General features: G+C 49.4%; 1 protein-coding gene. It reads left to right on the top strand.

Annotated features, from left to right (window positions below):
- The coding region (gene yvcK, locus R7Q46_RS27610) for a uridine diphosphate-N-acetylglucosamine-binding protein YvcK (protein WP_318078341.1) at window positions 1–660 on the top strand (660 nt) is incomplete at both ends.

Below are 660 nucleotides of genomic sequence, written 5' to 3'. Positions count from 1 at the left end.
CAACCGACAATGGTGGTTCAACTGGACGTATTCGTCATTGCCAAGGTGGCATCGCTTGGGGAGACACCAGAAACTGCATCAACCAGCTAATCACTGAACCATCTATCAGTTCGATGATGTTCGAATACCGCTTTAAAGGTACGGGAGAGCTGGACGGCCACAACCTTGGCAATTTGATGCTAACAGCATTGGATAACTTGTCGGTTCGACCGCTGGATGCAATCAATCTGATCCGAAACATGCTTAAGGTTGATGTCAATATTCTGCCAATGTCAGAGCACCCTTCGGATTTGTCTGCACTTTCAGTGAACGGTCAATGGGTCACAGGTGAAACCAATGTGGATGAGATGGAAACCGACTTACGTCGCTTAGATCTTTCACCAGAAGTTCCAGCCACTAAAGAAGCCGTTACTGCTCTGGCAGAAGCCGATGCAATCATTCTTGGCCCAGGCAGTTTCCTCACCAGTATTATGCCGCCATTGTTATTGCCTGAGCTGGGCAAAGCCATTGCAGCAAACCGAAAAGCGAAGGTGATATTCGTTGCTAACCTCAGCCCTGAATACGGCCCAGCAGGTCGAATGTCGATGGCGCAAAAGCTGGAATGGTGTGAACGTGCGTGCCAAGGACGAAGAATCGATGTCGTCCTTGCCGAAGAAACGG

The sequence above is a fragment of the Vibrio sp. 811 genome (assembly GCF_033339195.1).
This window is presented reverse-complemented; position numbering and strand designations above follow the sequence as displayed.